Genomic DNA, 15313 nt, shown 5'->3' with positions numbered 1-15313 from the left:
ATCAAGGACTGATGATAAATTTAGACAGCGGAAATATTTTCCCAACTATTCCATGTTACTTGCTATACTATTATAACAAACAATCAACTGATAACTAATAAATCAGGGGAGTAAATTATTTTGACTAACGAAAAAAATATCTGGCAAATTATCTGGGAATATGACCCTAATGGTTTAATTGTTGTTGACACTCAGATGAATATTACTTTGGTTAATCCCGCATTTTGTAAGATGTTTAATGTTAACCAAAATGAGACCATTGGTCAACCTGCATCTACCATTTTAGAAGATTTAAAAGATTTCCAAAAAGTGTGGGAAAAAGATGAAGTAATTCGGGGTAGAGAAAAAAGATATGACCTGGAACATCATAAAAATTCAGAAACTGATATTTTGTATGTCAAAGAAGTCATATTTCCGATTCGCGACCAAAATTTAATTGCTTGTATCATGGTTGATATTACCCATGAATGGCAACGAAAACAAGAAATGATTAATTTAAGAAACGAAACAGTTAGTAAAGTCAATGAAGTAGTAGACCATCAAATGAAAGTAGTGCAAGAAATAGCCGGATTATTAGGAGAAACAACTGCAGAAACGAAGGTTAGTTTATTAAAAATAATCAAAATGGTAAATCAGGAGACTGTCTAGATGGAAAATTTTTTAGACATTTACAACCTTAGTTTAAATAAAAAAGGCGAAGAATTATGTGGAGACCAAGTTAAATTTCGCAAAGCAGAGAATAAAAATATTGTTGTCTTGTCTGATGGTTTGGGTAGTGGAGTTAAAGCGAATATTTTGGCTACTTTAACTACAGAAATTTTGATTAATATGTTGAATACCGAAGATATTTCTTTGGAAGAAGTGATAGAAACTGTCATCGGTACTTTGCCTATTTGTCAAGTTAGAAAAATTGCTTATGCGACTTTTACAGTTATTCAAATTAATCCCAAGAATAATAAATTTTTAGTTATAAATTTTGATAATCCTCCCGTTTTCTATTTAAAAAAAGGTAAGTTAATTAAATTAGAGGCTAGAACGGAAAAAATATTAGATAAGAAAATAACTTTTTCTGAAGGGAAGCTAGAAAAAGGTGATTTTTTGGGAGCTATTAGTGATGGAGTTTTGTATGCAGGNAGCAGCAGGCAAAAAAAGTTCCGAAAACCCGTTTTCTATTTAAAAAAAGGTAAGTTAATTAAATTAGAGGCTAGAACGGAAAAAATATTAGATAAGAAAATAACTTTTTCTGAAGGGAAGCTAGAAAAAGGTGATTTTTTGGGAGCTATTAGTGATGGAGTTTTGTATGCAGGTTTGGGAGTTAGTTTAAATTTTGGTTGGGGTTGGGATAATATAGCTAAACATATCGAAGGTTTATTTATTAATCATACTCATACTGCGAGAAATATTGTTCAAAATGTAATTAAAAAAACTCATAATCTCTATGGAGGCAAAATTGGGGATGATGCCTCTTTTGTTGGAATTTATGTTAGAAAGAGAAATCCAGTAATGATATTTACAGGTCCGCCTCTAGATGAAAATAGAGATTTTGAATATGTAGAAAAATTATTAGATTTTCGTGGTCGGAGAGTAGTTTGTGGCGGCACAACAGGAAATATTGTGGCAAGTTTTCTGGGGGAAACTATTGAAATGGATATTACTACAATGACAAAAGAAATGCCACCTATCGGTAAGTTAAGTGGAATAGATTTAGTAACGGAAGGAATTTTAACTATTTCCAAATGTACAGAAATTTTGCAAAAGTGTCATTGCGATATTGGTAGGTTGCCTTCAGATAAAAATGGCGCTGCAATGTTGGCAAAAGAAATATTGGAAGCTGATTCTATTTTATTTTTGGTAGGGCAAAAAATTAATGAATTTTATCAAAATCCTTTATTGCCAAAAAATATTTCCATTCGTCGCAATTTGATAGAAGATTTAGTTCAATATTTGCGGGAAAAACAGAAGGAAGCAAATATAGAATATTGTTAGTTATATAGCAGGGAATAGGGAATAGGGAATAGGGAATAGGGGATAGTTGGAAAAATATTTACCTAGTCTAAGATTCATCATTAGCAAAACTTGTAGTGGACAGTTTCAACTAAAATAGTGCATTAGTAGTAATTTGGTTTCCAAACCTAAAACAATAGGAAATAGGATAGTAACATTTTATCATAAGGGTTTAGTTTGCAAATCCAAGCAAAAATGGGATGAAAAGACGACACCCCTAAAGTTTTTTTCACTAATCATTTCTTATAGCTATATTTACTCCTTGCTTCTTATTTCTTCTTCCCTCTTCCTTCTTCCTTACTTAAATTATCCACAAAATTTTGATGTTCTACTGTAGCTAACCCCTGTTGTACTACTTCAATCACTTTAATTAAATTTCCTGCTAATAAAGCTGTTTTATCTAACCATAAACCCGGAAAAATTTCACTACAAATTATTCCGTCTGAATTAGGTTCAAGCTGAATATATTCCCCATTGTTTGTTAACCGAAACCAATCAATTTCTCCATCCTCAACTTGTCAAACCAAATACTCTTGAACTTGATTACGACGATAGACTTTAAGTCTATCATTTACATCAATAGAAACACTCCTGGCAGCAATTTGCACAATTAATTCTAGCGCACCTTCCACATAGCCATCCTCACTAATAATTGACTGCCCACCATTTTCAATTCTCAGCAAAGCATCCGGTTAAAGTTCATTATCTTTACTTGCCCTAAAAAATTTACTCAAAACCCTTGTCAGTTCCGAGTTTTCCGATAACTGGCACAGTGAGATAACAAAAAGAGGCAACTGAGGTTTAGTTAGCGATCGCCTCTTCCCCCCAAGCCCAAAAACAACATTCCCTAGAAATCTACTACCCCAGTGGCATTTTCTAGGGGACTTCTTTTTAGACCTATAGCGACGACAAAAACCCTTGTACTTTCTGGCACATTCCTCCATAGTATTACCCAAAGTAAAAAAAAGCTAGATGCTATTGAGTCAGACTATCATCAGTCAAACTGAATCAGAGGATGAATCTTTTAGGAAAAAGTAAATCCCATATTTTAGTCTCTCTTTCTGCAAAACTATAATTCATCCCATAAATATGCAACGCCCTATTAACCACCATAATTTTCTCCTGACTCCTGACTCCTGCTAATTTAGTATCAAAATATTAAGGTCTATTGCATTTTCTTCACATACCCCGACAAAACCACCCACGAAACCTCAGTCCGTGATACCATCCCATACTTGTATATAGAAAAAAGATTAAGGAGAAGACCTTTGACTTTAAGGGTTGCTGTTGTTGGTTCAGGTCCAGCGGGTTCCTCTGCTGCCGAGACTTTAGTAAAAGCAGGCATTGAAACTTATTTATTTGAACGTAAATTAGATAACGCCAAACCTTGTGGTGGAGCTATTCCCCTATGTATGGTCAGCGAATTTGACCTACCATCAGAAATTATCGATCGCCGGGTTAGAAAAATGAAAATGATATCTCCCTCCAATGTTGAGGTAGATATCCATATAGAAAAAGAACATGAATATATAGGTATGTGCCGTCGGGAAGTATTAGATGGCTTCCTTAGAGACCGCGCAGCTTCTTTAGGAGCTAACCTAATTAATGGTACAGTTTATAAACTGGATATCCCTACTAATGATAGAGACCCCTATACTATCCATTACTCTGACCATTCAGAAGGAGAAGTCCAAGGAACAGCCAAAACCTTAAAAGTAGATTTAGTTATTGGAGCAGATGGGGCAAATTCCCGTGTAGCTAAAGCTATTGATGCTGGAGATTATAATTACGCGATCGCCTTCCAAGAACGTATTCGTCTCCNAACTGGATATCCCTACTAATGATAGAGACCCCTATACTATCCATTACTCTGACCATTCAGAAGGAGAAGTCCAAGGAACAGCCAAAACCTTAAAAGTAGATTTAGTTATTGGAGCAGATGGGGCAAATTCCCGTGTAGCTAAAGCTATTGATGCTGGAGATTATAATTACGCGATCGCCTTCCAAGAACGTATTCGTCTCCCTGACCATCTCATGGCATATTATGAAGACCTAGCAGAAATGTATGTGGGGGATGATGTGTCCCCAGACTTCTACGCTTGGGTATTCCCTAAATATGACCATGTTGCTGTGGGTACTGGTACAATGAAACCTAACCAGGCCAGAATTAAACAGTTACAAGCAGGTATTCGGGCCCGTGCAGCCAAACGCCTCGAAGGTGGGGAAATTATCAAGGTAGAAGCTCACCCCATTCCTGAACATCCTCGCCCTCGTCGAGTTCGTGGTAGAGTTGCTTTAGTGGGAGATGCTGCAGGTACTGTCACTAAGTCTTCTGGTGAAGGTATATATTTTGCAGCTAAGTCTGCTCGGATGTGTGCTGAAACTATTGTCGAGACTTCTAATAATGGTGCTATTATCCCGACTGAAGCAGATTTGAAACTTTATCTGAAGCGGTGGGATAAAAAGTATGGCATGACTTACAAAGTATTGGATATTTTACAGACAGTATTCTATCGTTCTGATGCTACCCGCGAAGCATTTGTAGAAATGTGTGCTGACCGGGATGTACAGAAATTAACTTTTGATAGTTATTTGTACAAGACTGTTGTACCTGCTAATCCTTTAGTTCAAATGAAGATTACTGCTAAAACTATTGGTAGTATGCTCCGGGGTCATGCTTTAGCACCTTAATTAGTAGCTATCAGCTTTTAGCATTTCCTGACGGAATGCTCCTCTTTTAAGCCGTAATTATAGTAGGGGTTTGGTCTCCAAACCCAAGGATGGTCTCCAAACCCAAGGATGGTCTCCAAACCCAAGGATGGTCTCCAAACCCAAGGATGGTCTCCAAACCNCTCCAAACCCAAGGATGGTCTCCAAACCCAAGGATGGTCTCCAAACCCAAGGATGGTCTCCAAACCCAAGGATGGTCTCCAAACCCAAGCAAAAATAGGATTTGGAAACCAAACCCCTACAGTTTTTTCTCAAGTCATTATAGTTTAATTAAGTTAATCTTAAAATCCTCCCAAATATTTAAGGTGTGGTTTTATTATTTAAGTTAAATTAAGAAACATTTGTCTTAAACTACTAATGGTTTTACTAAAAACTGATAACTGAATTGCGCAGTTACGACCATAGGAGGCTAACTGATAACTGAAATCATGGGGCTGTGGCTCAGATGGATAGAGCAAGCGCCTCCTGAAGTATCGGGCACCATGTGAGGAAACTCCGTGAGTGAATGTGGTCAAACTCAAGGAAGCCTAAGTCTTAATATATATAGATAAGGTAATCTTGAGCCAAGCTTTACCTCTTTTTGGTAAAGAAGGTGCAGAGACTAGAGTTTTGAGGACCAATTAAATTTTCCTCAAACTAGGCCACCACCTAAAGCTATTACAGCTATGGTGAAGGGATAGTCCAGAGAGTGGGGAAACTCACACAAATCTGAAGCGCTAGGTCGCGCGTTCGAATCGCGCCAGTCCCGTAAATTCAGTTATCACTTATCAGTACGGACCGCTGAAACAGGAGGCTTGAGACCAAAATTTTTTGCTCAAAAGTAAAAAGTTTGAAAGTTTGATGGTATTTGACTATCAAATTATACTTTTCTAGGGGTTGTTGGGAATACAGAATAGTTTTGTTAGGCAGAAGTTATATCAAATCCGCTAGTCATAACTACTAAATATTTGTAATTCTCTATTTTCTATTCTCTATTCTCTATTCTCCTGACTCCTAAAGACTTAACCAATCTATAACTGTTTAACAGGATTTGATATTACACCAGATTAGATGGTTAATGTGGTTCAATAGAAGTAATTAATATCTTTTGCCTTTCCCCTATCTTTGCTTCGACTGCTTAATGGGAAGCTCGAACTCCCAAACAGTTAATTAAACTCCTCTGATTGTAGTTTCTCCCCACACTTCCCACACTTTCCTACTCCGGATGGTAGATAATACTTTTTGAATATTAATATTGAAACTGTTTCCATCTGTAAGACTACAGATGGTTTTTTTATTTTTAAAGATATGGTTTTGAGAGTAGTTTCTAGTAAAGAATTATATAAAGGATTGAAGATTTCTCGAATTTCCTGGTTTTTAGTAGGATTTTTGGTGACTTTTTGGATTAGTTACCAGCAATTTGCAGGTAGTATTGAACCTCCCCAAGCTTTATTGGTACTTGGTGGGGCTATAGAAAGAGAAGTATTTGCCGCAGAGTTTGCCCAGCAACATCCTCATCTAGATATTTGGGTCTCTTCTGGCACTAACCCAGAATATGCAGAGTGGTTATTTTCCCAAGCTGGCATATCANTGACTTTTTGGATTAGTTACCAGCAATTTGCAGGTAGTATTGAACCTCCCCAAGCTTTATTGGTACTTGGTGGGGCTATAGAAAGAGAAGTATTTGCCGCAGAGTTTGCCCAGCAACATCCTCATCTAGATATTTGGGTCTCTTCTGGCACTAACCCAGAATATGCAGAGTGGTTATTTTCCCAAGCTGGCATATCACAAACCCGTTTACATTTAGACTATGATGCTGTGGATACTGTAACTAATTTCACAACAATAGTAGACAAGTTAAAATCCCAAGGTATTACGAGTGTTTATTTAGTTACCTCCGATGACCATATGCGTCGCGCTACAGTTATTGGCCAAATTATTTTGGGTAGTAGGGGTATTTCTTTTAAACCCCTACCAGTTCCCTCTGGGCGATCGCCTGAACCTATCGAAAAAGTGATTCGAGATGGAATTAGAGGAATTGTTTGGTTAACTACTGGTTATACGGGGGCCAATTTGCTCCATCAATTCTCTCCTTGAGTTTCCACAGGTTCTTGGATTAAAACAAAAGGCTGTACTATCAAAGCATTAAACTTTTTAGTATCATTACTATTCCAAATCGATAATTGTTCTGCTGAGGGTTTATAAATAAGTTGTTGGTTCATCCAGTCCTGCACAGAAGATGTATTATCAGAAGCGATCGCCACTCCCACATCTAGCAAATCCAATTTTTGGTCTATAATTACTACAGAATCACGTTTAACATGGGGTACTAACCAATTCCATTCAGCCACGTCCAAATTTTCAGCTAATTTTTCTCTAATATCTTCCATTTTCTTTCTAACTAAATTTATTAAATAAGCAGTCAGTATAATTGAGAATTTAAAATGTAGAATTTAGAATTATACTAAATCGGGTATAGATATCCCTGTTATGTCTCACCTTTTCAACAATTAATAATTAATAATTACCTCTTCTTGAAACAGATAGGATTCGGTTAAAAGGGAAATTTTTTTCTTCTCTTGGTCGATTGGATATGGCGTTTCGGCTGTCGCCGACATATAAAGCGGAGCGGCTCTGTAAGAGCGGGAAACCTCGCCATCCCATCCTAACGGAATGCTCCGCAAACGACCGCTTTTTTCTCCTTTAAAGGAGAGGCTTGAAACCTTTATTTTTTGGTAAAGACCTTGCATGAAAGTTTTCTACAGGGTTTTCGCGGTTGGCTCAAAGCAGGTTAACCCAGATTTGGTATTATAAGGTAATTTGAACTGAAAATTCTAAATTCTAAATTCTAAATTCTAAATTCTGAATTCTAAATTCTAGTTAACGTCCTAAATCGTGCATTTTATTAATTATATCTGCACATTTCTGGCTGATTAACTCTAACTCTTCTTTTTTAGTTGATTCAGGAGGAGGTATAACCTGTCCTATTCTGACAGTTATTGGTACAGAATTAGCCATCAAACCTTGACGCTTCACTGCATGAGTACCCCAAATACAAACTGGTAATAAAGGTACTTTTGCCTTTGCAGCAATTAAAGCAGCACCTAATTTTGGCTCTGTAATTCTACCATCAGGAGTTCTAGTTCCCTGTAGAAAGATACCCGCTGCCCATCCTTCTGCTAAACTATTCATAGCCGAACGAATAGCACTTCTATCTGCCGATCCCCTTTTTACAGGATAAGCACCATATAGGTTAATTATCTGTTTCAAAATTGGCACATCAAATAATTCCTCCTTTGCCATATAAGCAACAGGTCTTCTGACAGAAACAGATACAATTGGAGGGTCTAAATCGCTAGCATGGTTACTAACTATGACTAAAGGTCCCTGTTGTGGAACATTTTCGACACCATAAATATTACTGTGAAAGTAAAAACGAAGTATAGGAACTATTACTGACCATTTTAATAAACGATAAAGAACTAAATTCTTAACTGGTTCACGATTTCTAGTCACAGGATTTTATCTGAATTTTAAGTAAGTCACTTTACATATAGCCTATAGCATTTTTCGTCCCAATTGTACAATAAATATCTATATAATTAGGGGATACTTAACTGGGAATGGAGAACAGGAATAATGTAAAATCCAGGTAAGCATTTCCTGTGGAATGCTGCACAAACATCTATATAGATAGCTGTCAGCTATCAGCTTTTTAATGAATGAAGCAATTACTAATATTAGCAGATCGCCTTTTTAGACAGGATGGTATTAATTATAGAAAAAATTTTCCTGGTCAATTTATTAGGTTTGGTATTGCTAAAAATACCCCACAACTGAGCAGATAATTATCATTATTAATATAATTTTATCTAAAGGTTAAGGTCATTTCAGTTATCAGTTATCAGTTATCAGTTATCAGTTATCAGTGAACCTCCGACTTCAGTCGGAGGGTTGAAATACTGAATTAAATATTTTTTTCNTTTCAGTTATCAGTTATCAGTTATCAGTTATCAGTTATCAGTGAACCTCCGACTTCAGTCGGAGGGTTGAAATACTGAATTAAATATTTTTTTCATCCCCTTAAAAGGGGAGGCACATACCCTCATTTTTTGGTAAGCATTTCCTGCGGAATGTTGCGCAGCGAAGCAAGCGAAACAGCTATTAGCTGTCAGCTCATCCTAAGGAATGCTACGCAAACAGCAACAAAAGCTTCAACCTTAAGGAGGAGATTTAAAGGAATATAGACTAGAACACTGGCTTTTGTAGTAAGAGTTTATTCTCAAAAAATAAAGCTTTTATTGCCAACTAAAAGCAATAGCTTATAGCTGACGGCTGAATTCTTACAGATTAATACCATTTCTCAAAAATCTTGCTATATTTGATTGGATGAGGAAGTGTGGGGAGTGTGGGAGGAGGGGGGAAGGGAGGTTGCATAAGGGCGTCCGTACACAGAAGAATAATGAACATGAACTGGATAATAATTAGGGAATAATTTATTTTATTTGTGTTAATTACTTGATAACTGAAGTGTCACTCAAGTATAGCCTTAATGCATGGNATTAGGGAATAATTTATTTTATTTGTGTTAATTACTTGATAACTGAAGTGTCACTCAAGTATAGCCTTAATGCATGGGAATTGGTATAAGATTTAGTTAGAAATTTTTGACAAATCTTTCTCAGGCTTTGTATCAGGCAATATTTTCTGAAATATCGCAAGTATTCAGTAGTCAGCTACTAGCTATCAGCTAGTTATATTACTTTTAAATAAGGAAAAAGCAATTGAGAAATTTTCAATAATGAGTTTAAAATGTAGTAAAAGTTAAATGAATACTTGCTTTATTCATTATATCTCTTCAAAATCAACACGACTAACCCTAAAGCTATTTCCCTATTTCCTCTAAGTTACTCACATTTACCAATTTTAAACCTGAACAAGTTCGTTTAATTAAACCAGTAAGTACCTTTCCCGGACCTATTTCTATAACTTTTTCTATTCCTTCTTTTTCCATCTCTAGAGATGTTTCGCGCCATCTCACACCATTTGTCATTTGTTGCTCAAGACGCTGTTTTATTGTCTCTGCATCTGTAAGTAGCAGTAGGTTCAAAATTGGAAATTATTAGTACTTTATCATCAGCAAATTCTACAGACTCTAATATTTGTTGAAATTCCCTAGATGCAGACTCCATTAAAGGAGAATGAAACGCCCCAGAAACATTTAATTTAACTGCCTTTTTAGTCTTAACTTTACCAAGCAAAGTGTCTACTGCTTCTGGTGTACCAGATATCACAACTTGACCAGAATTATTATCATTTGCCAAAACTACACCAGGGGTTTGCTGAAGTTCTTCTTCAAGCTGTTTTTGGTCAAATCCCATCAAAGCTGCCATCTGTCCACCTGTGACATTATTCATTAGTTCGGCACGTTTTTTAACTAATTTTAATCCTGTCTCAAAATCAAATACTCCAGGAACATAAAGAGCAACATATTCTCCCAAACTATGACCTGCAACTAAGTATGGTTGAAAATAATGAGTAAACATTTCATCTGCTAATAGACTTTCTACTACATACAAACAAGGTTGAGTATAGAGAGTTTGAGATAATTTTTCTTCTTCACTTTAGCAAATTTCTGTTACCGACCAACCTAAAATTTCTTGTGCTTGGTGAAATTTTTCTTTGGCAGAAGATAAATCTAATAAATCTATTCCCATACCAACTTTTTGAGAACCTTTTCCAAGAAACACCCATACTGTTTTTGTCATTTTTAGCTTATAAATTTAACTATGGAAAAATTTGTTTTTAACCCCTAAACTTACATCAGAACTTATACAGCATTTTCCTACTTTATCAAGTACATATATTGATGGTTTTAGGAAGTAAGGAATAAGAAGTAGGGAACAACAAAAAAAATATTTGCTTCTTCAGTTCTACCACATTAATCTGGAATCTACTCTATATACTAATAATCTGAAAAAACACTCAAAAAATCCGGTAGTGCGTCAAGGAAGTGTGGGGAGTGTGGGGAGTGTGGGAAGCGTGGGAAAACGTCCGAACATTTGCAGGAATAATTGTACCTGTATCTTTTTGTGCAATTCTGCCAGTTGTCCTAACTTTTTAGTCTCAAAGGCTAAAAAATTGGCACCCCCTTGGCGACCATCTGGGCGCTTAACCTTTATATATCAGTGCTTTGAGATTATATTAGCGAGCCATACGCGACTTATCCCACACNTCTGGGCGCTTAACCTTTATATATCAGTGCTTTGAGATTATATTAGCGAGCCATACGCGACTTATCCCACACTTTGCTGATGCACTACCAAAAATCTTAGAATAAAGAACATTATAAATTTATACTTCCGAAGTAGTGGCAATTCATTAATTGCCACTAAAATCTTATTTGCTACCTGTATCTAAGTAGGTAGGCATAAATAAAAGTTAAAACAAAAAATCTGAAAAAGAACCTATAACCCAGTTCCCAATATGTTTTCTTGGACTGATAATTCAGCCTACCTACTTATCCTTATTTATTTCCATTTAACTAGCTATCAGCTCTTCTTTACCAATGGATAATTTCTAATTAATCAATTTGGTTTTAAAGCCTCTCCGTTTCAATGAATAATTGATAATTCAGCCTACCTACTTATCCTTCTTTATTTCCATTTAACTAGCTATCAGCTTTTCTTTACCAATGGATAATTTCTAATTAATCAATTTGGTTTTAAAGCCTCTCCGTTTCAATGGATAATTGATAATTAGAAAGAGTTTTTATAATCTACTAGACTGACAGACCTTAAATGGTGCAATAGATTTTTGTTGGGTTGTTTCGCTAACGCGACATGTAACGCCCTAGCGTTGCGTAGCATGGAAGCAAAACCCAACAATAGTCTTTCTCCCGTACGGACGCCCTTATGCAACGTCCCTACCTTACTCCCCCACTCCCCTACTCCCTAATGCACAGTTTTAGCTGTGTCGGTCCNTCTCCCGTACGGACGCCCTTATGCAACGTCCCTACCTTACTCCCCCACTCCCCTACTCCCTAATGCACAGTTTTAGCTGTGTCGGTCCACTACTCTCCATCATTCATTGTTCATTATCCGTTAATCAGATTTCCCGATCTTCAATTCTGTTACGGTTTTAACCCAGAGGTCATTATCCATTATTAATTAATGAAAGAATGCTCCGCAAAGAGCATTTTAGATGTTAGCTAACAATTCGAGGGTTTCAGTCTCCTAAACTTATTGAGAAAAGCGAGTGGTGCGTGTTAATGAGAATTTAAATAGTTAATTATACACCTTGAGAAGCTGATAAGCCAGTTCTTCTCTCACAAGCTTACTAATAGCTGAGTGCTGACTACTACTTCAATTATGGTAGAATAAAATTTTTGAGCTTATTTTCCTGACAGTTTTAGAATAAAACTCCCTAAATATTGTAGTTTGGAAAAAGTTATACAGGGGATATTAATTTTGAATGTTTACTTTTGACTTAACTTAATACCGCTCCATTCAAAAATTATCGCCCCCCAAGTTAATCCAGCTCCAAAACCAGAAGCAGCAATAATATCCCCTGATTTAACCTTACCTTTTCTAACAGCTTCATCTAAAGCTAGAGGTATAGAAGCTGCAGAAGTATTGCCATAATTACTAAGATTACTAATAACTTTTTCCGAGGGAATTTTCAGTCTATTAGCAACAGCATCAATTATTCTTTTGTTAGCTTGATGTAATAACAACCAGTCAACTTTCTCCACATCAAGATTAGCTCTAAATAAAGCTTTTTCTATCACTTCTGGTACTTTTTGTACTGCAAAACGATAGACTTCTTTCCCATTCATACTTATTGGTTGATAAGTACCTTGACTAACATTTACTCCCTCAATTATTTCCTTTGCTTGAGGTTGGTAAGAAAGATTTAAACAGCCATTTTGACTACCATCACTACGAAGTTCAAAACCCAAGAGGCGATCGCTTTCTGAAGCTTGTAAAACCACTGCACCTGCCCCATCTCCAAATAAAACACAGGTAGTTCGGTCTTCCCAGTCTACCCAACGGGAGAGAATATCTGCCCCAATTAACAAGACATTTTGATAAACTCCATTACGGATAAATTGTGCTGCTGTGACTAGACCAAATACAAAACCAGAACAAGCCGCAGTCAGGTCAAAGGCGACTGCTTTTGTCGCCCCCAACTCCCCTTGAATTTTACTAGCAGTGCCAAATAAATCATCTGGAGTAGATGTAGCCAGAATAATCAGGTCAATATCTTGAGCAGTAATATTTGCTTGACCAATAGCTGCTAAGGATGCTTGAGTTGCCAGACTACATAATGATTCTGTTGTATCTGCCAGTCGTCGTTGACTAATCCCAGTGCGAGAACTGATCCATTCGTCAGAAGTATCTACTATCTGAGATAATTGTTGATTATCTAGAAATACTTTTGGTATGGCGGAACCACTTCCAATTATGGAAACACCTATATTTTTCATCTGTCAGTTTTTAATTATTATTGGTTTTCTAGTATTACTTACTGGTTTTTATCAACCTTTCCTGAATCTATACCTTAATACTGCAAATTTTCTTGTTTTGTTTTCCCTCACGATTTATAAAAGCTTTTTGAAAGGAGGAAAATTATTGGTAACATCCTAACAAGAAGAACTCAGAGTCAAGTTTAGTAAGTCACCATTATAGTCATTTCAAATCAGGATGAAACACTTTTTTGGCTCCAACCCTTTCAAGGAAAGAAACACTTGTCCCAGTCTTATTCAGAATGACTATATAACTTATATAAGTAGCAGTAGATAGGAACAATTAAATATCAAATTACTGTCAAAAGTAATTTTTTCCTAGCCACTCTTAGAGCTGGTTAATAAAGTCAATATTAAGAGACTGATTTCTTTCTTAGGGATACTTAGGTTTTGTTCGTTATTACCTATTAAACTCCAAATTACTAAAAGCTAGTTAATATTAATACTTTTAGCTAAGTTGACAAATCAGCCCTTAATTCTAACTTCTACTAATTTAAAATTAACTCAACTTTCTTACCAGGTACTTAGCTTTTCTCAAATCAAGAATTTAGACAAGTTTTTAATTTTAGGCAATAGGGAAAAGGTATATAGATAAAAGCTAAAATACACTNTAATACCGCTATATCTTAATAAATAAACTGAATAAAATTGAAACAGTTAAATTCTAAATTTTCGTCTTTTTCAAGTAATGATTTTCACCAAATATTAAATAATGAAAATTCAGAAAATCAGTAAAAATATTTTGCTTTTAAGTCTAGCTTTTAGAGCTTAGAAACAATAATCTAATAGCTATAATATCAGAATTGCTAATTACTAACTATTGACTGTTTACTTTCCGGTACATACTTAGAATTAATTCGTTCCAGCACTCTATTTTCAACAGCTTCCTTTGCTGAACGAACTGCACTAGATATAGCTGGTGCTTTAGAAGAACCATGACTAATAATACAAATTCCTCCTACTCCTAATAATAATCCCCCTCCATGTTCTACATGATCTATTCTTTGCTTCATCCTTTTTAAATTAGGTCGTAATATTGCAGTACCTATTTTCCCACTCAGACCAGGTGTCAATTCTTCCCTCATCATTTGCAGTACCGCATCACCCACTGCCTCCGCAAACTTTAATAAGATATTACCTGCAAAACCATCACAAACTATCACATCAAATTCACCAGATAAAACATCACGACCTTCTGCATTACCAATAAATTTAATTTGATTATTTTCTTGCAATATTTGGTGAGTTCGTACTGCCAAATCATTGCCTTTTGATGGCTCTTCCCCAATATTAAGTAGTCCCACTTTTGGGTCGGAAGTCCTCAGAACATATTCACTATAAATTGTCCCCATAACTGCAAACTGCTCTAAATATTTAGGGCGACAGTCCACATTTGCTCCCACATCCATAATCAAGACTGGTTTTTTCGGAATAATAGTAGGTAAAATTGCCCCAATTGCAGGGCGATCAATTCCTGGTATTCGTCCCAAACGTAGTAAAGCAGAGGCCATTGCAGCTCCTGAATGACCTGCGGAAACTACAGCATCTGCTTCTTTCTCCTTTACTAAGTTCATAGCTACATTAATAGATGCCTTGGACTTGCGCCTAATAGCAGTCAAAGGCTCTTCGTGCATTTCTACTATGTCTTCAGCAGGAACTATTTCTGGCAGAGGTTGGTTTGATTTGTGATGTATACAGGCTTTAATTTTCTGAGGGTCGCCAACTAGCAATATTTTGACACCATAAGCTTCTTGAGCTTTGAGTGCTCCCTCAACAATTTCTGATGGGGCGTGGTCCCCACCCATAGCGTCGATTGCGATTCGTGTAGGTATTATTGCCATTTATCAAAAGTTAGAGAAACCTTCAAAATTTTATCAGTTAATTGAACATTTATTGACTTTTCACTTGGGAAAAATTGGTTTATAGTAAATTGGCTTTATATTACATTAAGCTAATTCATAAAAGCAAAAAAATATTCTCCCCTAAACCATAAATTGTGTAATTTTGCAAGTTGATTTACATGACTTATATTACTTAAATTTTTTGACTTAGTAACTATCAATCATAAGAATT

11 protein-coding genes and 3 pseudogenes are annotated in these 15313 nt (G+C 36.0%); 7 read left to right on the top strand and 7 right to left on the bottom strand.

The annotated features are described in order from the left end of the window. Positions 1-120: 120 nt before the first annotated feature. The 3 genes and pseudogenes from AFK68_RS31475 to AFK68_RS31465 form a co-directional block, all read left to right on the top strand. Positions 121-648 carry a PAS domain-containing protein gene (locus AFK68_RS31475; RefSeq protein ID WP_371357642.1) on the top strand — a complete coding sequence of 176 codons (528 nt, stop codon included), beginning with the start codon at positions 121-123 and terminating at the stop codon, positions 646-648. Next, a pseudogene (locus tag AFK68_RS31470) lies at positions 649-1133 on the top strand (SpoIIE family protein phosphatase); the annotation flags it as partial. It lies immediately after the preceding gene. A 1-nt stretch (position 1134) separates the two neighbouring features. Beyond that, the coding region (locus AFK68_RS31465) for a serine/threonine protein phosphatase (RefSeq protein WP_143438489.1) at positions 1135-1986 on the top strand (852 nt) is incomplete at its 5' end. 536 nt (positions 1987-2522) lie between these two features. On the opposite strand, the gene AFK68_RS47195 is transcribed toward AFK68_RS31465, so the two are convergent. Further along, positions 2523-2687 (bottom strand): hypothetical protein, encoded by a 165-nt coding sequence (locus AFK68_RS47195; protein ID WP_210407724.1) that lies wholly within the window; start codon positions 2685-2687, stop codon positions 2523-2525. 585 nt (positions 2688-3272) lie between these two features. On the opposite strand from AFK68_RS47195, the pseudogene AFK68_RS47190 reads away from it, so the two are divergent. The 3 genes and pseudogenes from AFK68_RS47190 to AFK68_RS31440 form a co-directional block, all read left to right on the top strand. Beyond that, positions 3273-3825 (top strand): annotated as a pseudogene (locus tag AFK68_RS47190) (FAD-dependent monooxygenase); the annotation flags it as partial. Between the two features lies 1 nt (position 3826). Then, a partial coding sequence (gene chlP / locus AFK68_RS31450; RefSeq protein WP_143438488.1) for a geranylgeranyl reductase occupies positions 3827-4695 on the top strand: 869 nt, incomplete at its 5' end. A gap of 1620 nt (positions 4696-6315) precedes the next feature. Next, positions 6316-6810: a YdcF family protein gene (locus tag AFK68_RS31440; RefSeq protein WP_143438487.1), complete on the top strand. Its 495-nt coding sequence runs from the start codon at positions 6316-6318 to the stop codon at positions 6808-6810. Here AFK68_RS31440 and AFK68_RS31435 read toward each other — a convergent pair. From AFK68_RS31435 to AFK68_RS31425, 3 genes are all read right to left on the bottom strand, one after another. Next, positions 6795-7103 (bottom strand): DUF2288 domain-containing protein, encoded by a 309-nt coding sequence (locus AFK68_RS31435; protein WP_094678028.1) that lies wholly within the window; start codon positions 7101-7103, stop codon positions 6795-6797. The genes AFK68_RS31440 and AFK68_RS31435 overlap by 16 nt on opposite strands. Positions 7104-7223: 120 nt before the next feature. Further along, complete coding sequence (locus tag AFK68_RS31430) at positions 7224-7463, bottom strand: hypothetical protein (protein ID WP_094678026.1); 240 nt, start codon at positions 7461-7463, stop codon at positions 7224-7226. 130 nt (positions 7464-7593) lie between these two features. Next, positions 7594-8229, bottom strand: coding sequence for a 1-acyl-sn-glycerol-3-phosphate acyltransferase (locus AFK68_RS31425; RefSeq protein ID WP_094678024.1), 636 nt, complete (start codon positions 8227-8229; stop codon positions 7594-7596). Positions 8230-8435: 206 nt separating this feature from the next. Between AFK68_RS31425 and AFK68_RS43725 the strand changes: the two genes are divergently transcribed. Beyond that, entirely contained in the window at positions 8436-8561 is a 126-nt protein-coding gene (locus AFK68_RS43725; RefSeq protein WP_256386693.1) for a hypothetical protein, read from the top strand. Between the two features lie 1037 nt (positions 8562-9598). Here the strand turns inward: AFK68_RS43725 and fabD are convergent. The 3 genes and pseudogenes from fabD to plsX all read right to left on the bottom strand — a co-directional run bounded on the left by fabD (position 9599) and on the right by plsX (position 15081). Then, positions 9599-10481 (bottom strand): annotated as a pseudogene (gene fabD / locus AFK68_RS31420) (ACP S-malonyltransferase). A gap of 1709 nt (positions 10482-12190) precedes the next feature. After that, the gene (locus AFK68_RS31415; protein WP_094678022.1) at positions 12191-13201 is read right to left on the bottom strand and encodes a beta-ketoacyl-ACP synthase III; all 1011 of its coding nucleotides are present in this window, start codon (positions 13199-13201) and stop codon (positions 12191-12193) included. A gap of 845 nt (positions 13202-14046) precedes the next feature. Continuing rightward, positions 14047-15081 carry a phosphate acyltransferase PlsX gene (gene plsX, locus AFK68_RS31410; protein WP_094678020.1) on the bottom strand — a complete coding sequence of 345 codons (1035 nt, stop codon included), beginning with the start codon at positions 15079-15081 and terminating at the stop codon, positions 14047-14049. Positions 15082-15313: the final 232 nt, after the last annotated feature.

Origin of the sequence: Hydrocoleum sp. CS-953, assembly GCF_002260545.1 — a bacterium.
Lineage (GTDB): Bacteria > Cyanobacteriota > Cyanobacteriia > Cyanobacteriales > Microcoleaceae > Trichodesmium.
The sequence above is the reverse complement of the archived record's forward strand: the minus strand, read 5'-3'. Positions and strand labels throughout refer to the sequence as shown.